Source organism: Pseudomonas sp. LAIL14HWK12:I7, assembly GCF_000483465.1.
GTDB lineage: Bacteria > Pseudomonadota > Gammaproteobacteria > Pseudomonadales > Pseudomonadaceae > Aquipseudomonas > Aquipseudomonas kermanshahensis.
In genome coordinates this window covers 1-19,939 of sequence record NZ_AXYZ01000025.1, presented here as the reverse complement: position 1 = coordinate 19,939, position 19,939 = coordinate 1, and the positions used below count along the sequence as shown (strand labels likewise).

Below are 19,939 nucleotides of genomic sequence, written 5' to 3'. Positions count from 1 at the left end.
CAGTGGCCGCAAGCGGGTTGGTGAGAGATGGCTCACATCTGAACGGGGTGTAAGGGTGTTGTTCCGCCAACCAAGCGCTTGACCAAACCCGCCGCATACCCTGGCAACGCTGCAAAGTCCCGCGCGCAAACCATCAATTGGCGGTTGGCCCAGTCCTCGCGAAGCGCCCCCCAGTGCAGCGGCAACAGCCCTTGCCAGCGTTGCACCGAAGCCAAGGGCACAACGCCGACCCCGGCGCCCCCCGCGACCATGCGCAGCACCCCATCGAAGCCATCGGCTCGTACCCGTACGCGCATCCGCAAGCCTTCACGCAGGGCCTGTTCCTCCAGGTACAAGGCCAATGCGCTGTCTGCTCCCAGCCCGACATGACCATGGGCCAGGCTGTCGATGAAGCTTGGCGCAGGGTGTAACGCCAGCGGATGCGCAAGGGGGGTCACCAACACTAGTGGGTCATCGCGAAAGGGCAGGGTCTGCAAATGCTCGCTGGGCGCCGCAGTCGAAATGATCCCCAGGTCGGCGATGCCTTGGGTAATCGACTGCACGATGTGCAAGCTTGGCAGCTCTTGGACATCGACACTGATGCCGGGGTTCTGTGCCAGATAACTGGCCAGCAATTCGGGCAGGTACTCGGTCAGCGCCGCAGTGTTGCACAACAGCCGCACCTGGCCCTGCAGCCCCTGGGCGTACTGGCCCAGGTCGAATTGCAGGCGCTCCACTTGCTGCGCGATCAGGCGGGCATGCTGCAACAGCGCCTGCCCGGCAGGCGTCGGTTGTACGCCGCGGCGATTGCGCGCTAGCAATTGCGTGCCCAGGGACGCTTCCATCGCGCGGATGCGCGCACTGGCAGCCGGCAGCGACAGATGGCTGCGCCGGGCGCCGGCAGTGATGTTGCCGCATTCCAGGGTGTGCCGGAAAAGCGCGAGGTCGATCAGGTCGAAATGCATGTGCCTCTGTCCTGGCAATAGTCAGGCTGAGTATATGGCAGATTTTCAGCCAGCCTGGCGCACGCCATCATGGCCCTATGAATACCTTGATCGCGTTCTATCAACACATTGGCCCGGCACTGACACTGCTGGTGGTCATCACCTTTCTGCTGGCCGGCACCGTCAAAGGCGTCATCGGCCTCGGCTTGCCGACCATCGCCATGGGCCTGCTGGGCCTGGCTATGCCGCCTGCGCAGGCTGCCGCTTTACTCATCGTGCCGTCGACACTCACCAACCTCTGGCAGCTGGCTGCCGGTGGTCATCTGCGGGTGCTGCTGCGTCGCCTGGGGCCGATGCTGGTGATGATCTTTGTCGGCACCCTGGTTGGCAGCGCATGGCTGGGCATCAACAGTGGCGCGTGGGCCGCGCATGCGCTGGGCGCCGCGTTGCTGGTGTATGCGGTGTATGGGCTGATGGGCCCAGGGTTGCGCGTGGCGCAAGCGCGGGAAGGGTGGCTGGGGCCGCTGTGCGGGTTGGTGACGGGCGTAGTCACGGCCGCTACCGGGGTATTCGTGATGCCGGCAGTGCCGTACCTGCAAAGCCTTGGCCTGAACCGCGACGAGATGATCCAGGCCTTGGGCCTGTCGTTCACGGTCTCGACCCTGGCGCTGGCCTTGGGCCTGGCTGGGCAAGATGCCTTGGGCGGCCAGGCGCTAGGTGCTTCATTGCTGATGCTGGCGCCAGCACTGGTGGGCATGCTGGCGGGGCAGTGGTTGCGTCAGCGCATCAGTGCCGCGCTGTTCAAACGCTGCTTCTTCATTGGCTTGGCCATGCTCGGCGGCCATCTGCTGATCAACGGTTAGCAGACGAGGGGCTGAGCATGTCGATCAACTGGATATCGAACTCGCGCTCCAGGTAGTCCATGCGCTTTTCGAAGAACGCGACCATGTGCGGCAGGGCCGAGTGCACATCCAGTGCAGCTTTGTCCGCCCACACTTCGTAGAACACGAACAGGCTCGGGTCGGCCTTGTCGCGCAGCATGTGGTACTCGATGCAGCCCGGTTCCTGGCGGCTGGGTTCGACATAGGCGCGGAACAGGGTTTCGAAGGCTTCGGCCATTTCCGGGCGGGTCTTGGCTTTGAGGATAAAAGCGTACTGCTCGCTCATGGATCGCTACTCGCTGGTGAATGATGAACCGATTCTAAGGCAATAATTGGTTGGCCATTCGTGATTTGAAGGCAATTGTATTTTGACTCATGGCCGCTGTTTCCCCTGCCGCTGAGTCTCTAATCTGCCGGTCATCCAATTTGACTCGATCCAGGCAGCACGGCCTCGGATCGACATCGCCAAATCGAGGCCAGCATGAAAAACATCCTTCTGCTCAACGGTGGTAAACAGTTCGCTCACTCCGATGGCCGCCTTAACGCGACCCTGCACGAAGCGGCCCTCGCGCACCTGGACCGTGCCGGTTTCGACGTGCGGCAGACCTTCATCGATGGCGGCTACGATGTGCGGGAAGAGGTCGAGAAGTTTCTCTGGGCCGACGTGGTGATCTACCAGATGCCCGGTTGGTGGATGGGCGCACCGTGGACGGTGAAGAAGTACATCGATGACGTCTTCACCGAAGGCCATGGCAGCCTGTACGCCAACGACGGCCGTACCCGTTCGGATGCCTCGCAGAAGTACGGCAGCGGTGGCCTGATTCAAGGCAAGCAGTACATGTTGTCACTGACCTGGAACGCCCCGCAGCAGGCGTTTGACGACCCCAGCGATTTCTTCGAGGGCAAGGGTGTGGACGCCGTGTATTTCCCGTTCCACAAGGCTAACCAGTTCCTTGGCATGACCGGCTTGCCCACCTTCCTGGCGGTGGATGTGATGAAACGCCCGGATGTGCCAGCGGCGTTGGCAGCGTATGAAGCGCACCTGGACAAGGTGTTTGGCAAATCTGTGTAAGTTGCCTGTGAAAGGGGCTGCTGCGCAGCCCAATCGCCGGCAAGCCGGCTCCCACAGTGGGTTCGACGACAACGCGAACCCTGTGGGAGCTGGCTTGCCAGCGATTGGGCCGCGCAGCGGCCCCCCTTGCACAGACCCCACCGACCCGCTATGAATCACGGCACACTCCAGCCAAGGCCAAGCGCGTGAAAACCCGATCCGAAGAACTCCAGGTATTCGTCGCTGTGATCGACTGCGGTTCGATCTCTGCTGCTGCCGAGCAGGTGGGCCAGACCCCGTCAGCCGTCAGCCGCACCTTGTCGCGCCTGGAGGCCAAGCTTGGCACCACCCTGGTCAACCGCACCACCCGGCGCATGGACCTGACCGAAGAAGGCCGCTTCTTTCTTGAGCGCTCGCGGCTGATCCTGGAACAGATGGACGCGATGGAAGAGCGCCTGTCGATGAACCACCAGACTGCTACCGGGCGCCTGCGCATCAACGCCGCCGCGCCGTTCATGCTGCACGCCATCCTGCCCTGGATCGGCGAGTTCCGCCGCCAGTATCCCGGCATCGAGCTGGAACTCAACACCGACGACCTGATCATCGACCTGCTCGAACAGAGCACCGATGTGGCGATCCGTATCGGCGAGCTGGCCGACTCCAGCCTGCACGCCCGCAACCTGGGGTGCAGCCCGGTGCAGGTGCTGGCCAGCCCCGCCTACCTGGAACGCCACGGCACCCCGCAGCGCGTCGAAGACTTGGCCAACCACTGCTTGCTCGGCTTCAGCCAGCCCGAGTCGCTCAACCACTGGCCCTTGCGCCATGCCCAGGGCGACCGCTGGGCGATCCGCCCCGCGCTGATCGCCTCCAGCGGCGAAACCCTGCGGCAGCTGGCGCTGGCCGGGGAGGGCATCGTCAGCCTGTCGCATTTCATGACCCACGAAGACATCCGCAGCGGCCGCCTGCAGGTGCTGCTGGGTGACGCCAACAACGGCTATCGCCAGCCGATCCATGCGGTGTACTACCGCAACACTCAGTTGGCGCTGCGCATCCAGTGCTTCCTCGATTTTATCCAGCGCAAGCTGGCGATGTACGCCTGCTGAGTTGCCTGAACGCGACACATCCTGCCCAAAGGCGGCGAAACTTCCTACGTTGGATTGCACAGTCGACACGCTTCGGCCTTACTGAGTGATCAACAAAAACAACACCAAGGAAGTGTCATGCGTATTGTCCTGTTCCCGACCATGGCCCTCGGAGCCGCGATCCTGACCTGTTCCTCGGCCTATGCAGCCGCCCTGGAAGGTGGCGCGGTGGCTGCGCCCGATCAATATGGTGCACAGGTTGCTGCCGATATCCTGAAAAAAGGCGGCAACGCCGTGGACGCCGCCGTGGCCACGGCATTCACCCTGGCGGTGACCTACCCAGAAGCCGGCAACATCGGCGGCGGTGGTTTCATGACCCTGTTCGTCGACGGCAAGCCCTACTTCCTCGACTACCGCGAAGTGGCGCCCAAGGCAGCCAGCCGCAACATGTACCTGGACGACAAAGGCGAGGTGATCGAGAACCTCAGCCTGGTCGGTGTGCGGGCAGCGGGTGTACCCGGCACGGTGATGGGCCTGTGGGAGGCGCACCAGAAGTTCGGCAAGTTGCCGTGGAGCGAGCTGCTGACGCCGGCCATCGGCTATGCCAAAAACGGTTTCAAGATTGCCGAAAAACAGTACCAGTACCGCAACGATGCCCAAGGCCTGTTCAAGACGGCGACCAACTTCAACGACTACTTCGGCAACATGAAGGTCGGCGAACTGTTCAAACAGCCAGAAATGGCCCAGACCCTCGAGCGCATTGCCGACAAGGGCGTAAGCGAGTTCTACCAGGGCAAGACCGCCGACCTGCTGGTGGCGCAGATGCAGGCTGACAAAGGCCTGATCACCAAGCAAGACCTCAAGGACTACAAGGCGGTCTGGCGTGAGCCGATGGCCTTGAGCTGGCGCGGTAATGTGGTCTACACCGCGCCGCCGCCAAGCTCCGGCGGCGTCGCCCTGGCCCAGTTGCTGGGCATCAAGGAAGACCGCGCGGCAGACTTCAAGGGCGTGGCGCACAACTCGGCGCAGTACATTCACCTGCTTGCCGAGATCGAGAAGCGCGTGTTTGCCGACCGTGCCGACTACCTGGGCGACCCGGCCTTCACCAAGGTGCCGGTCGATCAGTTGATTGCCAAGGATTACCTGGCCAAGCGCGCCGCGCAGGTCAACCCCAAGGCCATTTCGGTCACCGATGACGTCAAGCCGGGGCTGGAGCCGCACCAGACCACGCACTTCTCCATCGTCGACAAACAGGGCAACGCGGTCAGCAACACCTACACCCTCAACCTCGACTACGGCAGTGGCGTGGTGGTCAAGGGCGCCGGCTTCCTGCTCAACGACGAGATGGACGACTTCAGCGCCAAGCCGGGTGCGGCTAATGCCTTTGGTGTGGTGGGCGGGGATGCCAACGCCATCGAGCCGGGCAAGCGCATGCTGTCATCCATGAGCCCGAGCCTGATGACCCGCGATGGCAAGGTTGAGCTGGTGATCGGTACGCCAGGTGGCTCGCGCATCTTCACCTCGATCTTCCAGGTGATGAACAACCTGTACGACTACGACATGCCGCTGGAAAAGGCGGTAGCGGCGCAGCGTGTGCACCATCAGTTGCTGCCTAAAGACACTATCTACTTCGACAGCTATGCACCGCTGACCGGCGCGGTGGCGGATGACTTGAAGAAAATGGGGTATGTGCTGGAGGACCAGGGCTGGGAGATGGGCGATATCCAGGCGATCCGGGTGAACGGGGACAAGCTGGAAACGGCGTCCGATCCGCGTGGGCGTGGGGTGGGGATGATCGTCAAATAACGACCGCACTTGTGTAGGAGCAGCCTTGTGCTGCGAAGAGGCCAGTGGCAGCCCAGTAAATCTTCGGTGCTGCCACTGGCCTCTTCGCAGCACAAGGCTGCTCCTACCTGGGTTTGGCGCACGGAGTGTGCGCCCGCCGTGGTTGAATCAAACGCGGAACTGGCTCACCAGCATCTGCAACTGCCCGCCCAACCGCGCCAGCTCAACGCTGGACGCCGCCGTCTCGTTATTGGCCGCTGCCGTCTGCTCGGACACATCCCGCACGTTCAGAATGCTCCGGCTGATTTCTTCGGCCACCGCGCTCTGCTCTTCCGCCGCCGCCGCAATCTGCTGGTTCATCGACTGAATGCTCGACACCGTGCCGGTGATGCTTTCCAGCGAGGCGCCGGCCTTGCGCGCCAGTTCGACACTGCTGTCGGTCAGGGTCCGGCTACCCTGCATGGCCGTCGCCACTTGCTGGGTGCCGTGCTGCAGGCTGGCAATCAGCTCTTCGATCTCTTCGGTGGACTTCTGCGTGCGCTGGGCCAACCCACGCACCTCGTCAGCGACCACGGCAAAGCCACGGCCCGCCTCGCCGGCACGGGCCGCTTCGATCGCGGCGTTGAGTGCCAGCAGGTTGGTCTGGTCGGCTACCGACTTGATCACGTCCATCACGCTGCCGATCTTCTGGCTTTCTTGTTGCAGCAGGTTCATGGCCTCGGTGGAGCGGTGCATTTCTTCGGCCAGGCGTTCGATTTGGCTGATCGCCTCACCGACCACCTGATCACCCGCGCGGGCTTCGTCGTCGGCACCGGTGGCGGCATGTGAGGCCTGCTCGGCGTTGCGCGCCACTTCCTGAACCGTGGCCGCCATTTCGTGCATAGCAGTGGCGACTTGGTCGGTCTCGACTTTCTGGCTGTTGGCCCCCGCGCTGGTTTGCTCGGTGACCGCCGACAGCTCTTCGGCAGCGCTGGCGATCTGGGTGACGCCGTCGCGGATGCCGCTGATCAGCTCGCGCAGGGTGGTGCCCATGCGGGCGATGCCCTGTTGCAATACGCCCAGTTCATCACGGCGGGTGACGCGCAGGTCGTGCGTCAGGTCGCCGCCAGCGATGCGCTCCACCGCTTGCAAGGTTTCCTGCAGCGGGCGGGTGATCTGCCGGGTAATGAGCACCGCGGCCAGTACGCCGACCAGCAACGCTAGCAAGGTCGCGATGGCCTGCAGGCTACGGGCCTGCGCACTCTCGATGTCGCGGCGCTCCAGCTGGATTTTGTACAGCGCGTCGCTGGTCTTGACGATGTCGGCGCCTTGGGCAGTCATTTCAGCGCGCGCGCTGGTAATGCTGGCCAGCGCATCACGGAACTGGCGCACGGCGTCACGGTAGGCCAGCACTGACTGTTCGAACTGCTGCAGACGCGCGTCGGCGGCCGGCAGCCGGCGCTTGAGGTTGTCGGCCTCGGCCAGCGCCGCTTCGAGCTGGCGCAGGGCGGCCTGTTCATTGGTCGCGCTGTTATCGGCCATGTAGCCGCGCACGTCGATGCGTACCTGCAGCAGTTGCTGGCGGGCCTTGCTGATCAGCTGGTACTGGGCCAGGCGCACGCTGTCGGTTTCGGGGCGTGCCATGACTTCCTGGCTAAGGGCGTCCATGGCCTGGTCGGCCTTGGCGCCCGATGCATTCATGGCATCACGCGCGGCTCGGGTGGCGTTGTAGCCCGTGCGCATGGTGGCCAGCGAGACCTTGTACTGGCTGATGGTCTGCCCCAGTTCGTGCAGCAGCTTGACGTTGTCCGGGCTCTTGAACGTGCTGACCAGGCGTTGTTGCTGGTTACTGAAGGCATCGAGCTTGTTCAGCGTGTTGGCCGCCGCCGCATCATCGCCATTGGCAATCATGTACTGCAGGCGCGCGATGCGCAGGTCAGTCAGGTCCTTGTTGAGCTGACTGATATCGCTCATCCAGTTGCTGCGGTCGATCAGGCTGCCCAGGCTGGTCCAGCCGGTCAGGGCCAGCAGGCCGGTGAGGATCAGCACCAGGCCGAAGCCCAGGCCGAGTTTGAGGTTGACGCTGATGTTGGCAAACCAGCTGTTCATGCACGCACTCCAGAAGTTGTTTTCGCTCTCTTGATCGTCGATCGCAAGGCGTTGTTGTTCTGGATGCCCGCTGATTCGTGCAGGGGTTATCGGCAATGATCAGGGAAGCTGAAACGCTTTTTCAGCAGATTTGTAACTTGTCGTTAGGGTGAGGCTGGGGCTGCCAGGCAGCCCCAGGCGTGTCAGAGGTTACGGGCACTGAAGGTATCGCAGCTGTTCACTTCGCCCTCGGCAAACCCCGCCTTGAACCAGCGCACACGCTGCGCCGAGGTGCCGTGGGTGAAGGAGTCGGGCACCACGCGGCCCTGGCCTTTCTGCTGCAGGCGGTCATCACCGATGGCATTGGCCGCGTTCAGCGCTTCCTCGACGTCACCCGGCTCCAGCCAGTTCAGGCGTTTTTGCGCTTGGTAGGCCCACACCCCTGCCAGGCAGTCGGCCTGCAGCTCCTGGCGCACCAGCAAGCCGTTGTCGCCTTCCATGCGCTGGCCATTGCGGCGGGCGGCATCGACCTTGGCCGACACGCCGAGCAGGGTCTGCACGTGGTGGCCGATCTCGTGGGCGATGACGTAGGCCTGGGCAAAGTCACCCGCGGCGGCGAAACGGGTTTCCATCTCGCGGAAGAACGACATGTCCAGGTACACCCGCTGGTCGGCCGGGCAATAGAACGGGCCGACGGCTGCCGAAGCGAAGCCGCAGGCCGAGTTGACCTGGCCACTGAACAGCACCAGTTTGGGGTCGCGGTACTGCTTGCCCGCCTGGGAGAACAGCGCTTTCCAGGTGTCTTCCGTGTCACCCAGCACCGAGGCGACGAAGTCGGCCTGCTGGTCATTGGCTGGCGGCGCCTTGCCGCCTGCGCCACTGGGCGCCTGCTGCTGCTGGGTCATCTGCCCGGTGAGCTGGCCGAGTATCTGCAGCGGGTCTTGCCCGGTCAGCCAGCCAATGCCCACGATAAGCAGGATGGCCCCCAGCCCGAGGCCCTTGCCGCCGCCGAAGCGCATGCCGCCACCACCGCCACCTTCACCTCGGGCATCGACCACGTTGTCGCTGCGTCGGCCTTTTCGCCATTCCATGAATGCTCTCCGGAGCGTGAAACAAGAAGACAAAGATTAGTTCACCAACGGGGAGGGTGTCAGACAAAGGTGTTAACCCATAACCATATGGTTATGTATGTGAGGGCTGATTTCAGTATTCATCCCGCGCGGCTTATCTGAAACTGTAAGTCCGCCTGCCCTGCAAGGCGTCCAGATAATTCCAAGAGAGGAAAACGGCATGCCCGCCCAGGACACCAGCCGCTTCGTGATCCGTGATCGCAACTGGCACCCTAAAGCCCTGACCCCCGACTACAAGACCTCCATTGCCCGCTCGCCGCGCCAGGCATTGGTCAGCATCCCGCAGTCGATCAGCGAAACCACCGGCCCGGACTTCACCCACCTGGGTTTCGGCGCCCACGACCATGACCTGCTGCTGAACTTCAACAACGGTGGCCTGCCGATTGGTGAGCGCATCATCGTTGCCGGCCGCGTGGTCGACCAATACGGCAAGCCTGTGCCCAATACCCTGGTGGAAATGTGGCAGGCCAACGCTGGTGGCCGCTACCGCCACAAGAACGACCGCTACCTGGCACCGCTGGACCCTAACTTCGGTGGCGTCGGCCGTTGCCTGACCGACCGCGACGGCTACTACAGCTTCCGCACCATCAAGCCGGGCCCGTACCCATGGCGCAACGGCCCGAACGACTGGCGCCCGGCGCACATCCACTTCGGCATCAGCGGCCCATCGATTGCGACCAAGCTGATCACCCAGCTGTACTTCGAGGGTGACCCGCTGATCCCGATGTGCCCGATCGTCAAGTCGATCGCCAACCCAGAAGCCGTGCAGCAGTTGATCGCCAAGCTCGACATGAGCAACGCCAACCCGATGGACTGCCTGGCATACCGCTTTGACATCGTGCTGCGCGGCCAGCGCAAGACCCACTTCGAAAACTGCTGAGGACCCCGCCATGCCAATCGAACTGCTGCCGGAAACCCCTTCGCAGACTGCCGGCCCCTACGTGCATATCGGCCTGGCCCTGGAAGCGGCCGGCAACCCGACCCGCAACCAGGAAATCTGGAACCGCCTGGCCAAGCCAGAGGCGCCGGGTGAACACATCCTGTTGATCGGCCAGGTCTATGACGGTAACGGGCACTTGGTGCGCGATTCGTTCCTGGAGCTGTGGCAGGCCGATGCCGCCGGCCAGTACCAGGATGCATACAACCTGGAAAACGCCTTCAACAGCTTCGGCCGCACCGCTACCACTTTCGATGCCGGTGAGTGGACCGTGCAAACGGTGAAGCCGGGTGTGGTGAAGAACGCGGCCGGCGTGCCGATGGCGCCGCACATCAACATCAGCCTGTTTGCCCGTGGCATCAACATCCACCTGCACACGCGCTTGTATTTTGATGATGAAGCCGAAGCCAACGCCAAGTGCCCGGTGCTGAACCTGATCGAGCAGCCGCAGCGCCGTGAGACGTTGATTGCCAAGCGTTGCGAAGTGGATGGGAAAACGGCGTACCGTTTCGATATCCGTATTCAGGGGGAAGGGGAGACGGTGTTCTTCGACTTCTGAGTTATTGGGGGCCGCTTCGCGGCCCATCGCAGGCAAGCCAGCTCCTACAGGTACAGCGCCAGTCAAGAGGTTGACGCTGTACCTGTAGGAGCTGGCTTGCCTGCGATGGGCTGCAAAGCAGCCCCAATGTCTAACAATCAACGCCGAACCAGCAAAACCCCACTTTCCATGTGATGGGTATACGGGAACTGGTCAAACAACGCACAACGCTCGATGCGGTGTGTGTCCTGCAACTGCTCGATGTTCGCCGCCAGCGTTTCCGGATTGCACGAGATGTACAAAATCCGCTCGAAGCGCCGGGTCAGCTCGCAGGTATCCGGGTCCATCCCCGCACGCGGCGGGTCGACGAACACGGTACCGAACGCGTAACTTTTCAGGTCGATCCCTTCCAACCGACGGAACGGGCGCACGTCATTCAGCGCCTGGGTCAGCTCTTCAGCCGACAGCCGCACCAAGCGCACGTTATCCACACCGTTCTCATCAAGGTTGCTCAGCGCAGCATTGACCGAGGTCTTGCTGATCTCGGTGGCCAGCACTTGGCGCGCACGGGTGGCCAGTGGCAGGGTGAAGTTGCCGTTGCCGCAATACAGCTCCAGCAGGTCATCCTCGCGCTCGCCCATGGCGTCGAACGCCCAGCTCAGCATCTTCTGGTTCACCGCGCCGTTAGGCTGGGTGAACGCGCCTTCCGGCTGGCGATAGCTGAACACACGGCCCGCCACGTCCAGTTTCTCTACCGCGTAATCACGGCCGATCACCAGGCGCTTGCCCTTGGACCGGCCGATCAGGCTTACCCCCAGTTCGTCGGCCAGCTGCCGTGCGGCCACTTCCCAGGCCTCGTCCAGCGGGCGGTGGTAGCACATCGTGACCATCGCATCGCCGGCCAGTGTGGTGAGGAACTCCACCTGGAACAGGCGATTGCTCAGTGCCTCGCTGGCCTGCCAGGCCGCCTTCAGGCGCGGCATCAAGTCGTTGATGCGCTCGCTGGCGATGGGGAAGTCGTCGATCAGGATCGCCTTGTGCTTCTCGCCCGGGGCGAACATCGCGTAGTGGCGCTGGCCGTCCTCGCGCCACAGGCGGAACTCGGCGCGCAGGCGATAGTGCTCGCGCGGCGAATCGAAAACAGCCGGTTCTGGCGCGCCGAATGGCGCCAGCAGCTCGCGCAGCCGGGCAACCTTGGCGTCCAGCTGGGTGGCGTAGGAGGAGGGGTCGAAAGCAGCACTCATGCGTTGAACCAGCCCAGCTTGATGACGAACAGGATGGAAAGGATTACCAGGGCCGGGTTCAGGTCGCGGTGGCGACCGGAGATCAGCTTGACGGCGGTCCAGGAAATGAAGCCGAAGGCGATGCCGTTAGCGATCGAGTAGGTCAGCGGCATGGCCAGGGCGGTTACCACCACAGGTGCGGCTTCGGTGACGTCGTCCCAGTTTATTTCTGCCAGGCCCGAGGCCATCAGCACGGCGACGAACAGCAGCGCTGGCGCCGTGGCGAAGGCCGGTACGCTACCGGCCAGCGGTGCGAAGAACAGCGCCAGCAGGAACAGCACGGCCACCACGATGGCGGTCAGGCCGGTGCGCCCGCCCGCGCTCACGCCGGCAGCCGATTCGATGTAGCTGGTGGTGGTCGAGGTGCCCAGCAGCGAGCCGGCCATGGCGGCGGTGCTGTCGGCGATCAGGGCGCGGCCCATCTTCGGCATGTGGCCGTCCTTGCCCATCAGGCCGGCGCGTTTGGCCACGCCGATCAGGGTGCCGGAGTTGTCGAACAGGTCGACGAACAGGAAGGCGAAGATGACGCTGACCAGGCCCACATCCAAGGCACCGGCGATGTCCAGCTGGAGGAAGGTCGGTGCCAGCGATGGCGGTATGGACACGACGCCGGCGAACGGCGTCACGCCCATCGCGATCGCGGCGATGGTCACGGCCAGAATGCCGATCAGCACCGCGCCGCGAACCTTCAGCGATTCGAGGCCGACGATCAGGAAGAAGCCCAGGGTGGCGAGGATCGGCGCCGGCTGCTTGAGGTCGCCCAGGCCTACCAGGGTGGCCGGGTTATCGACGACGATGCCGGCGTTATGCAGGGCAATCAGTGCCAGGAACAAGCCGATACCGGCAGCAATGGCCGAGCGCAGCGGCAGTGGGATGCTGTTCACGATCCATTCGCGAATGCGGAAGATCGACAGCAGGAAGAACATCACCGCCGACAGGAACACCGCGCCCAGCGCGACCTGCCAGGTGTGGCCCATGTGCAGGACCACGGTGTAGGTGAAGAAGGCGTTCAGGCCCATGCCCGGCGCCAGGGCGATCGGGTAGTTGGCGATCAGGCCCATGGTCGTCGAGCCGATGGCCGCGGCCAGGCAGGTGGCGACGAAGATCGCACCTTTGTCCATGCCGGTCTCGCCGAGGATGCTCGGGTTGACGAACAGGATGTAGGCCATGGCCAGGAAGGTGGTGACGCCCGCAAGAATCTCGGTGCGCACATTGGTGTTGTGTGCTTTTAGTTGAAACAGCCTTTCCAGCATGCCCGCTCCCCAAGGCGCCCCCGGCGCCGTGATTTGTATCGACCCCATCAGCAAAGCACAGACCGTACCGGTTGCCGTGGTTTTATCTGGGGCGGAAAAAAGCCGCGCATCATACCAGCATGCATGGCGGGGGCCTATGGCCATTGGGGAATGGGATTTTTGCAAACCCACGCCACCCTCAACGCCTGTGCTGAAAACCGTGTAGGAGCAGCCTTGTGCTGCGAAGAGGCCGGTCTGACAGACGATTCTTTATGGCAGTAAGGGCCTCTTCGCAGCACAAGGCTGCTCCTACAAGGCTACGCGCAGGGCCTGGGCCGGTGATCAGCCGCTGTGCAACCGATCGCGTTTGGCCAACGTTGGGAACAGTTTTATCCACACCCCGGTCACCACCAGCGTGCCCACGCCACCGAGCACCACCGCCGGCACTGTGCCAAACCAGTGCGCCGTGACCCCCGATTCGAACTCGCCGAGCTGGTTCGAGGCACCGATGAACAAGCCGTTGACGGCACTCACCCGCCCGCGCATTTCATCTGGCGTCTCCAGCTGCACGAACGAACTGCGAATGACCATGCTGATCATGTCCGCCGCACCCAGCACCACCAGCACCGCCAGCGAGAACCAGAACGACGTCGACAGGCCAAACGCGATGGTCGCCACGCCAAATACGCCCACCGCTGTGAACATGGTGCGCCCGACCTTGCGCTCGAACGGGAAGCGCGCCAGCCACAGCGACATCAGCAACGCGCCCACCGCCGGTGCCGAGCGCAGCAGGCCCAGGCCCCAGGGGCCGGTGAGCAGGATGTCCTTGGCGAACACCGGCAACAGCGCGGTCGCGCCGCCCAGCAGCACGGCGAACAGGTCGAGCGAAATGGCCCCGAGGATGTCTGGCCGGCTGCGGATAAAGCGAATACCGGCCAATAGCGACTCCAGGCTGGCACGGCCGCGTTGGGCCACTTGCTGGCGCGCGTCCAGGCTCAAGGTCAGCACGCAGGCGATGGCGTACAGCCCTACGGTCGGCCCGTACACCCAGATGCTGCCAAAGGCATACAGCAAGCCGCCCACCGCCGGGGCGACGATGGTGGCGGCCTGGGTCGCCGAGGCCGAGGCTGCCACTGCCCGGGGGAACAACCCCGGCGGCACGACGTTGGGCAGCAGGGCTTGGGTGGCCGGCATCTCGAACGAACGTGTCGCGCCCAGCAGGAAGGCCAGGGCGAAAATCAGCTCGCGGCTGACGTTGTCGGTGGCGCTGCCCACCGCCAGCGCCAGGGCAATCAACCCCTGCAGGCTCTGGCACAGGGCGGCGACCTTGCGCCGGTCATAGCGGTCGGCAACATGCCCGGTGTGCAGCATGAACAGCACGCGCGGGGCGAATTCGACCAGGCCGACCAGGCCCAGGTCGAGCACATTGCCGGTGAGCTGGTAGAGGTGCCAACCGATGGCCACGGTGAGCATCTGGAAGCCGCTGGCGGTGAACACACGGGCCAGCCAGAAGGCGATGAAGGGGCGATGATGACGCAACAACTGCGGTGCGGAATCGGACATCGGAAACCTGTGGCCTCGGCGCAGTAGAGGGGGCGGCAGATTATCATCTGTTTGTAACAAGCAGTTACTGTTTGCCGTAATCGGCACTTTTTCACGGTTTATGAAAGAGGGTGGGGCAACGGGTCACGCGGCAATCAACCACACGGCCCGCCTGGCCATTCAGGACTATGCTTCCAGTCAGTCGTTGACCTGGATCAATCGTTGTAAATGCAACGATCAGCCGACGATGTGGCCTTTGGGCCGGAATCCCTGCGATTGCACAGAACAATTCCAACTCGCCGCACTCGATACCGTGGGGGCAGTAGGCGCCAGGGCCACAAGCCCGAACGCCGGATTATCTGAAGAGGAAGCACTATGTTCGGTTTAGAGGCCCTAGATCTCGCCCGAATCCAGTTTGCATTTACCGTGTCCTTTCACATCCTGTTCCCGGCCATCACCATTGGCTTGGCGAGCTATCTGGCGGTCCTCGAAGGCCTTTGGCTGCGGACCCACAACCAGGTCTACCGTGACCTCTACCACTTCTGGTCGAAAATCTTCGCCGTCAACTTCGGCATGGGCGTGGTTTCTGGCCTGGTCATGGCCTATCAGTTCGGCACCAACTGGAGCCGCTTCTCCGATTTCGCCGGCGCCGTCACTGGCCCCTTGCTCACCTATGAGGTGCTGACGGCGTTCTTCCTCGAGGCAGGCTTCCTGGGCGTCATGCTGTTTGGCTGGAACCGTGTCGGCCGCGGCCTGCACTTCTTCGCCACAGTCATGGTGGCGCTCGGCACGCTGGTCTCGACCTTCTGGATCCTGGCCTCCAACAGCTGGATGCAGACCCCGCAAGGCCACGAGATCATCGATGGCCGCGTGGTACCGGTGGACTGGCTGGCGGTGATCTTCAACCCCTCGTTCCCCTACCGGCTGATGCACATGGCCACGGCCGCGTTCGTTGCCACAGCCTTCTTCGTTGGCGCCTCGGCGGCCTGGCACTTGCTGCGCGGGCGTGACAACCCGGCCGTGCGCAAGATGCTGTCGATGGCCATGTGGATGGCGCTGATCGTTGCGCCGATCCAAGCGGTGATCGGTGACTTCCACGGGCTCAACACGCTCAAGCACCAGCCGGTCAAAATTGCCGCCATCGAGGGCCATTGGGAGAACGTGCCGGGCGAACCGACCCCGTTGATCCTGTTCGGCATCCCCGACATGAAAGCCGAGACCACGCGCTTCAAGGTCGAGATCCCAGCCCTCGGCAGCCTGATCCTGACCCACAGCCTGGACAAGCAAGTGCCCGCGATGAAGGAATTCCCGGCAGCGGACCGGCCCAACTCGACCATCGTGTTCTGGTCGTTCCGGGTCATGGTCGGGCTTGGCTTCCTGATGATCTTCGTGGGCCTGTGGAGCCTGTGGCTGCGCAAGCGCGGCACGCTCTACAGCTCCAGGCCGTTCCTGTACCTGACCCTGTGGATGGGGCCTTCCGGCCTGATCGCCATCCTGGCCGGCTGGTTCACCACCGAAATCGGCCGCCAGCCGTGGGTGGTGTATGGCCTGATGCGCACCTCTGAAGGGGTCTCCAACCACAGCTACGTTCAGCTCGGCTTTACCCTGGTGGCGTTCGTGGTGGTGTACTTCGCCCTGTTCGGCACCGGCCTCGGCTACATGATGCGCCTGGTGCGCAAAGGGCCGAAGACGGGCGAGGGTGATGAACCCAACCCAGGTGGCCCAGGCCAGAAACGCACGCCGGCGCGGCCGCTGTCCGCCGCCGATGATGGCCATGAGGCCAACACCGTCAGCCTGAGCAAGGGGAACTGAGCCATGGGTATCGACCTTCCGCTGATCTGGGCCGTGATCATCATCTTCGGCGTCATGATGTACGTGGTGATGGATGGTTTCGACCTGGGCATCGGCATGCTCTTCCCCTTCGTCAAGGGCGAGCGTGACCGTGATGTGATGATGAACACCGTCGCCCCCGTGTGGGACGGCAACGAGACCTGGCTGGTGCTGGGCGGCGCCGGGCTGTTCGGGGCCTTCCCGATGGCCTATTCGGTGGTGCTCGAGGCCTTGTACCTGCCGCTGATCCTCATGCTGATCGGCTTGATCTTCCGCGGCGTGGCCTTCGAGTTCCGTTTCAAGGCCAAGGATGACAAGCGGCACATCTGGGACAAGGCGTTCATTTGGGGTTCGTTGATCGCGACCTTCTTCCAGGGCGTTGCGCTGGGCGCGTTCATCGAGGGCTTCAAGGTGGTCGACCGCCACTATGCTGGTGGCACCCTCGACTGGCTGACCCCGTTCAGCGTGTTCAGCGGGTTGGGCCTGATCGTCGCCTACACCCTGCTGGGCTGCACCTGGCTGATCATGAAGACCGAAGGGCCGCTGCAATTGCAGATGCATGACCTGGCCAAGCCGCTGGCGCTGGTGCTGCTGGTGGTGATCGGTATCGTCAGCCTGTGGACGCCGATCGCCTACCCGCAAATCGCCGACCGCTGGTTCAGCATGCCTAACCTGATCTGGTTCATGCCGGTGCCGATCCTGGTGCTGGTGACCTTCTACGGGTTGCTCAAGGCGGTCGCGCGCAATGCCAACTACACGCCGTTCCTGCTGACTTTGGTGCTGATCTTCCTTGGCTACAGCGGCCTGGGCATCAGTGTGTGGCCAAACATCATCCCGCCGTCGATCTCGATCTGGGATGCCGCAGCGCCGCCGCAGAGCCAAGGGTTCATGCTTGTGGGTACGTTGTTCATCCTGCCGTTCATCCTGGGGTACACCTTCTGGAGCTACTACGTGTTCCGCGGCAAGGTGACCCATGAAGACGGCTATCACTAGGAGGCGCGCATGATGACCGGCAAGCATGGCTTGGAAGAGAAGAAGCCACTGTGGCAGCGCCTGGGTTGGCTGGTGCTGATCTGGGCAATGAGTGTGGCGGCCCTGGGTGTGGCGGCCTATGTGATGCGCCTGTTCATGGGGGCAGCTGGCCTCACCACCCATTGATCAAAAGGGTTTAGCCCTTCCTTGTAGGAGCAGCCTTGTGCTGCGAAGAGGCCAGTGGCAGCACATAGATTTTCGCTGCTGTCACCGGCCTCTTCGCAGCACAAGGCTGCTCCTACCTGGGTTGCGCATGCCTGGATTTAGGCAGTCGCAGATTGTTACTTGCGGGCTTTGAGAATCACGAACTTCGGCGTCGCTGCCACTTGTTCAACCCCGCGGAACAGCCGCGCCAGCTTGCTGTGGTAACCCAGGTGGCGGTTACCGACGATGTACAGCGCACCCCCCACCACCAATGCCTCGCGGGCCTGCTGGAACATGCGCCAGGCCAGGAAGTCGCCGACCACTTGCTGCTGGTGGAACGGCGGGTTGCACAGCACCACGTCCAGCGATTGTTTTTCCACCCCCGCCAAGCCATCGGCCGCCAGCATCAGTGCCGGGCGCTCGCCCAGCGCTGCCTGCCAGTTTTCGCGTGCCGATTGCACCGCCATGTACGATTCGTCGACCAGCGTGTAATGGGCCTCAGGGTTGTCCAGGGCGCTGGCAATCGCCAACACGCCGTTGCCGCAGCCCAGGTCCGCGACACGGGCAGCGCCCAGGTTGCGCGGCAGGTGCGGGAGAAACGCACGGGTGCCGATATCCAGGCCATCGCGGCAGAACACATTGGCGTGGTTGACCAGTTCCAGCGCCGGCGATTCGAGCTGATAGCGGCTAGGGTAGGGCGAGCGCGCAGTCGGGCGCTCGGCAACGGTGGCCGTCAGCAGGCGGGCCTTTTTTTGCGCCAGCGAGGCCTGTACCGGGCCGATGTACTTTTCCATCAGGTCACCCGCCGCGCGTGGCAAGTGCTTGATCATCGCCCCGGCGATCACCTGCGCGCCGGGCGCCAGGTGGCCCTGCAGGCGGATGAGTTGTTCTTCGAGCAAGGCCAGGGTCTTGGGCACGCGCACCAGTACCCGGTCGAACGGGCCCTGCCACGGCTCACTGGCCGGCACGAACGGAACGCTGTCGAACGGCTTGCCGTTGCGGGCGAGGTTTTTTTCCAGGGCCAGGTGCGCCAGGTGCGAGTCACCGCTGCTGACCACCGCAAGCTGCCCGGCGAGGCTGGCGGCCAGGGCGCCGAAGCTGTCATTGAGCACCAGTACCCGGCAGTTCGCGTCAGGCGCCTGCTCATGCAGTTGCGCGAGCAGGTACTCGTCGGCGGCATCGAAGGCCTGCAGCGGGTCGTTGGCCTGGTCCGGCTGGCGGATCAGGTCGAGTTCGGCGTAGGGGGTGGTCAACAAAGGCATGGCGTCTGGCTCGGGTACGAATCTGCCCGTTGCGGATCGCCACGGGCTTTGCCGCGCAATTCTACAGGGCTTTGCCGATGGTCGCAGAAATGGCTGTCAGATCCACCCACGCAGGGCGGCAATAGCGATGGCGCCGGCCTTGTTGGCGGCATTGGTCTTGGTGATCACGCTGCGGATGTGGAAGTTCACCGTGCTTTGCGACAGTGACAGGATGCAGGCGACGTCAGCGGCGGTCTTGCCGGCGGCCGACCATTTCAGCACTTCCAGTTCCCGTTCGCTCATTTTTGGCTGGGGTGGGCAGAGGGCGTTCAGGTGGTGCTCGCACAGTACGGCGTGCAGGGTGTGGCACAGCCACTGCACGCTGCCGCCTTTTTCATAGAGTTCGTCAATCGCTATCCTGCCCGCCGGCCTGGCGACGCTCACCTGGCTCTCGTTGTGTTGCAGGTCGTGCAGCGACTGCGTCCAGCCATGACGCAGGCCATGTTCGCAGGCTACTTCGCGAAAGTGCGGGGCTTCACGGTACAGCTCGTCAGTCCAGAGCACGGGCGTGGTCTGGCAATGGCTTACGCGTGCGGCAGGGTCTTGCTTGTAGAACTCATCGCGCTGATAGCACTCGATCCACTCGGCGGGGTAGTTGCTGTAGAGGTACACCCGGGGCGACTGGGTGGCGATTTGGATGCGGATGTTCAGCCCGAGGTGTTGCATGCCCAGGTCCTGCACCAGGTGCACAGCGATGTCGAACAGCTTCCGTGGGGATCGCTCGCTGACAAAATGATGAAGATGCTCAGGCTTCCAGTGATGCATCCGTAACACTCCGAAGGGGCAACAGGATCCAATCCGATTGCATACCCGAAATATTGTAGGAAAAGACCTAGTGTGGTGTTTCAGAAGTACCGCTGAAAATCTGAGCTAGGCTCTGTAGAAGCTCACTATCCAAGGGCATCGACATGGGTCGACCAGCAACCGTCATTATCCTTTCCGAAACTGAAAAGTCAGAGCTGCTACGCCGCATCAAGCTCCGTAAAGGCGCTCAGGACGCTCGATTGCGCGCGGAGATAATCCTCGCCTGTGCCGCAGGCGAGTCAGGAAATGACATCGCTCAGCGCTTGGGTACCAGTAAGGATGTGGTGTCACGATGGCGACAGCGTTTCTCTAAGTTGGGGCTGTTGGGGTTGAACGATGAACCGCGCTCTGGCCGACCACGCACCATTTCCGATGAG

Annotated in this window: 19 protein-coding genes and 1 pseudogene; 10 read left to right on the top strand and 10 right to left on the bottom strand. The window is 63.0% G+C overall.

From position 1 onward, the window contains the following. Nucleotides 1-32: 32 nt before the first annotated feature. Nucleotides 33-944, bottom strand: coding sequence for a LysR substrate-binding domain-containing protein (locus tag D886_RS0119150; protein ID WP_027595448.1), 912 nt, complete (start codon nt 942-944; stop codon nt 33-35). 77 nt (nt 945-1,021) lie between these two features. Here D886_RS0119150 and D886_RS0119145 point away from each other — a divergent pair, with 77 nt between their 5' ends. Beyond that, a complete protein-coding gene (locus tag D886_RS0119145) occupies nt 1,022-1,786 on the top strand; it encodes a sulfite exporter TauE/SafE family protein (RefSeq protein WP_027595447.1) in 765 nt (254 codons plus the stop codon). On the opposite strand, the gene D886_RS0119140 is transcribed toward D886_RS0119145, so the two are convergent. Further along, on the bottom strand, nt 1,776-2,090 hold the full coding sequence (locus D886_RS0119140; protein WP_027595446.1) for a putative quinol monooxygenase: 315 nt from the start codon (nt 2,088-2,090) through the stop codon (nt 1,776-1,778). The two genes, D886_RS0119145 and D886_RS0119140, sit on opposite strands and share 11 nt — an antisense overlap. A gap of 195 nt (nt 2,091-2,285) precedes the next feature. Here D886_RS0119140 and D886_RS0119135 point away from each other — a divergent pair, with 195 nt between their 5' ends. The 3 genes from D886_RS0119135 to ggt all read left to right on the top strand — a co-directional run bounded on the left by D886_RS0119135 (nt 2,286) and on the right by ggt (nt 5,743). Continuing rightward, a complete protein-coding gene (locus D886_RS0119135; RefSeq protein ID WP_027595445.1) occupies nt 2,286-2,876 on the top strand; it encodes an NAD(P)H-dependent oxidoreductase in 591 nt (196 codons plus the stop codon). A 185-nt stretch (nt 2,877-3,061) separates the two neighbouring features. Further along, entirely contained in the window at nt 3,062-3,958 is an 897-nt protein-coding gene (locus tag D886_RS0119130) for a LysR family transcriptional regulator (protein WP_027595444.1), read from the top strand. 117 nt (nt 3,959-4,075) lie between these two features. Next, complete coding sequence (gene ggt, locus D886_RS0119125; RefSeq protein WP_027595443.1) at nt 4,076-5,743, top strand: gamma-glutamyltransferase; 1,668 nt, start codon at nt 4,076-4,078, stop codon at nt 5,741-5,743. A 147-nt stretch (nt 5,744-5,890) separates the two neighbouring features. Here ggt and D886_RS28915 read toward each other — a convergent pair whose 3' ends face one another. The 3 genes and pseudogenes from D886_RS28915 to D886_RS0119115 all read right to left on the bottom strand — a co-directional run bounded on the left by D886_RS28915 (nt 5,891) and on the right by D886_RS0119115 (nt 8,880). Beyond that, complete coding sequence (locus D886_RS28915; protein ID WP_371098230.1) at nt 5,891-6,754, bottom strand: methyl-accepting chemotaxis protein; 864 nt, start codon at nt 6,752-6,754, stop codon at nt 5,891-5,893. Then, nucleotides 6,746-7,675 (bottom strand): annotated as a pseudogene (locus tag D886_RS28910) (methyl-accepting chemotaxis protein); the annotation flags it as partial. The gene D886_RS28915 and the pseudogene D886_RS28910, both read right to left, overlap by 9 nt. A gap of 317 nt (nt 7,676-7,992) precedes the next feature. After that, complete coding sequence (locus tag D886_RS0119115) at nt 7,993-8,880, bottom strand: neutral zinc metallopeptidase (protein WP_027595441.1); 888 nt, start codon at nt 8,878-8,880, stop codon at nt 7,993-7,995. 199 nt (nt 8,881-9,079) lie between these two features. On the opposite strand from D886_RS0119115, the gene pcaH reads away from it, so the two are divergent. Next, nucleotides 9,080-9,799, top strand: coding sequence for a protocatechuate 3,4-dioxygenase subunit beta (gene pcaH / locus D886_RS0119110; protein ID WP_027595440.1), 720 nt, complete (start codon nt 9,080-9,082; stop codon nt 9,797-9,799). A gap of 10 nt (nt 9,800-9,809) precedes the next feature. After that, nucleotides 9,810-10,415 carry a protocatechuate 3,4-dioxygenase subunit alpha gene (pcaG, locus tag D886_RS0119105; RefSeq protein ID WP_027595439.1) on the top strand — a complete coding sequence of 202 codons (606 nt, stop codon included), beginning with the start codon at nt 9,810-9,812 and terminating at the stop codon, nt 10,413-10,415. A gap of 137 nt (nt 10,416-10,552) precedes the next feature. On the opposite strand, the gene trmA is transcribed toward pcaG, so the two are convergent. The 3 genes from trmA to D886_RS0119090 all read right to left on the bottom strand — a co-directional run bounded on the left by trmA (nt 10,553) and on the right by D886_RS0119090 (nt 14,472). After that, the gene (gene trmA / locus D886_RS0119100; protein WP_027595438.1) at nt 10,553-11,638 is read right to left on the bottom strand and encodes a tRNA (uridine(54)-C5)-methyltransferase TrmA; all 1,086 of its coding nucleotides are present in this window, start codon (nt 11,636-11,638) and stop codon (nt 10,553-10,555) included. Beyond that, a complete protein-coding gene (locus tag D886_RS0119095; RefSeq protein WP_027595437.1) occupies nt 11,635-12,930 on the bottom strand; it encodes an NCS2 family permease in 1,296 nt (431 codons plus the stop codon). The genes trmA and D886_RS0119095 overlap by 4 nt, the downstream gene beginning before the upstream one ends. Nucleotides 12,931-13,251: 321 nt before the next feature. After that, nucleotides 13,252-14,472: an MFS transporter gene (locus D886_RS0119090; protein ID WP_027595436.1), complete on the bottom strand. Its 1,221-nt coding sequence runs from the start codon at nt 14,470-14,472 to the stop codon at nt 13,252-13,254. Nucleotides 14,473-14,826: 354 nt separating this feature from the next. On the opposite strand from D886_RS0119090, the gene D886_RS0119085 reads away from it, so the two are divergent. Genes D886_RS0119085 through D886_RS27115 form a run of 3 tightly spaced genes read left to right on the top strand, consistent with a single transcriptional unit; the run spans nt 14,827 to nt 17,439 of the window. Then, nucleotides 14,827-16,263, top strand: a complete 1,437-nt coding sequence (locus tag D886_RS0119085; RefSeq protein ID WP_027595435.1) for a cytochrome ubiquinol oxidase subunit I — start codon at nt 14,827-14,829, stop codon at nt 16,261-16,263. A 3-nt stretch (nt 16,264-16,266) separates the two neighbouring features. Continuing rightward, nucleotides 16,267-17,274, top strand: coding sequence for a cytochrome d ubiquinol oxidase subunit II (cydB, locus tag D886_RS0119080; RefSeq protein ID WP_027595434.1), 1,008 nt, complete (start codon nt 16,267-16,269; stop codon nt 17,272-17,274). Between the two features lie 9 nt (nt 17,275-17,283). Next, entirely contained in the window at nt 17,284-17,439 is a 156-nt protein-coding gene (locus D886_RS27115) for a DUF2474 domain-containing protein (RefSeq protein WP_081717522.1), read from the top strand. A 155-nt stretch (nt 17,440-17,594) separates the two neighbouring features. On the opposite strand, the gene D886_RS0119070 is transcribed toward D886_RS27115, so the two are convergent. Both D886_RS0119070 and D886_RS0119065 read right to left on the bottom strand, forming a co-directional pair. Then, nucleotides 17,595-18,719, bottom strand: coding sequence for a methyltransferase (locus D886_RS0119070; RefSeq protein ID WP_027595433.1), 1,125 nt, complete (start codon nt 18,717-18,719; stop codon nt 17,595-17,597). Between the two features lie 96 nt (nt 18,720-18,815). After that, nucleotides 18,816-19,523 carry an autoinducer binding domain-containing protein gene (locus D886_RS0119065; RefSeq protein ID WP_027595432.1) on the bottom strand — a complete coding sequence of 236 codons (708 nt, stop codon included), beginning with the start codon at nt 19,521-19,523 and terminating at the stop codon, nt 18,816-18,818. A 143-nt stretch (nt 19,524-19,666) separates the two neighbouring features. Between D886_RS0119065 and D886_RS27960 the strand changes: the two genes are divergently transcribed. Beyond that, a partial coding sequence (locus D886_RS27960) for a helix-turn-helix domain-containing protein (protein ID WP_155951419.1) occupies nt 19,667-19,939 on the top strand: 273 nt, incomplete at its 3' end.

Coding starts and splice junctions, on each gene's coding strand:
- trmA (WP_027595438.1), bottom strand. CDS start 11,638: ATGAGTGCTGCTTTCGACCCCTCCTCCTACGCCACCCAGCTGGACGCC.
- D886_RS0119150 (WP_027595448.1), bottom strand. CDS start 944: ATGCATTTCGACCTGATCGACCTCGCGCTTTTCCGGCACACCCTGGAA.
- pcaH (WP_027595440.1), top strand. CDS start 9,080: ATGCCCGCCCAGGACACCAGCCGCTTCGTGATCCGTGATCGCAACTGG.
- cydB (WP_027595434.1), top strand. CDS start 16,267: ATGGGTATCGACCTTCCGCTGATCTGGGCCGTGATCATCATCTTCGGC.
- D886_RS0119145 (WP_027595447.1), top strand. CDS start 1,022: ATGAATACCTTGATCGCGTTCTATCAACACATTGGCCCGGCACTGACA.
- D886_RS27115 (WP_081717522.1), top strand. CDS start 17,284: ATGATGACCGGCAAGCATGGCTTGGAAGAGAAGAAGCCACTGTGGCAG.
- ggt (WP_027595443.1), top strand. CDS start 4,076: ATGCGTATTGTCCTGTTCCCGACCATGGCCCTCGGAGCCGCGATCCTG.
- D886_RS0119140 (WP_027595446.1), bottom strand. CDS start 2,090: ATGAGCGAGCAGTACGCTTTTATCCTCAAAGCCAAGACCCGCCCGGAA.
- D886_RS0119065 (WP_027595432.1), bottom strand. CDS start 19,523: ATGCATCACTGGAAGCCTGAGCATCTTCATCATTTTGTCAGCGAGCGA.
- D886_RS0119115 (WP_027595441.1), bottom strand. CDS start 8,880: ATGGAATGGCGAAAAGGCCGACGCAGCGACAACGTGGTCGATGCCCGA.
- D886_RS0119095 (WP_027595437.1), bottom strand. CDS start 12,930: ATGCTGGAAAGGCTGTTTCAACTAAAAGCACACAACACCAATGTGCGC.
- pcaG (WP_027595439.1), top strand. CDS start 9,810: ATGCCAATCGAACTGCTGCCGGAAACCCCTTCGCAGACTGCCGGCCCC.
- D886_RS0119085 (WP_027595435.1), top strand. CDS start 14,827: ATGTTCGGTTTAGAGGCCCTAGATCTCGCCCGAATCCAGTTTGCATTT.
- D886_RS28915 (WP_371098230.1), bottom strand. CDS start 6,754: ATGGGCACCACCCTGCGCGAGCTGATCAGCGGCATCCGCGACGGCGTC.
- D886_RS0119090 (WP_027595436.1), bottom strand. CDS start 14,472: ATGTCCGATTCCGCACCGCAGTTGTTGCGTCATCATCGCCCCTTCATC.
- D886_RS0119135 (WP_027595445.1), top strand. CDS start 2,286: ATGAAAAACATCCTTCTGCTCAACGGTGGTAAACAGTTCGCTCACTCC.
- D886_RS0119070 (WP_027595433.1), bottom strand. CDS start 18,719: ATGCCTTTGTTGACCACCCCCTACGCCGAACTCGACCTGATCCGCCAG.